Genomic DNA, 347 nt, shown 5'->3' on the forward strand with positions numbered 1-347 from the left:
AATGATACGGATCCATGTATCGGAGGAGATTTAACAAATGTAGATTTAACAGACACAACAAGTGACTGGGCAACTGCAGATTGTGATGGTGACGGAGTAAGTAACTTAGACGAAGTAGACCCTGATGGAGACGGCGTTCAAGGACCAAACGACACCGATCCAAATGATGCATGTGAGTTTACAGCAGCAGATATTACATTACCTGTAACAGCAATCACAGATTGTGATGGTGATGGAGAAACAAGTGATACGGATCCAAATGATACGGATCCATGTATTGGAGGAGATTTAACAAATGTAGATTTAACAGACACAACAAGTGACTGGGCAACTGCAGATTGTGATGG

At 42.1% G+C, this 347-nt stretch carries 1 pseudogene; it reads left to right on the forward strand.

The features are described 5' to 3' along the window. Positions 1–347 (forward strand): annotated as a pseudogene (locus tag ACVCXO_RS13870) (hypothetical protein); the annotation flags it as partial.

The sequence above is a fragment of the Lacinutrix sp. MEBiC02404 genome, from assembly GCF_053601575.1.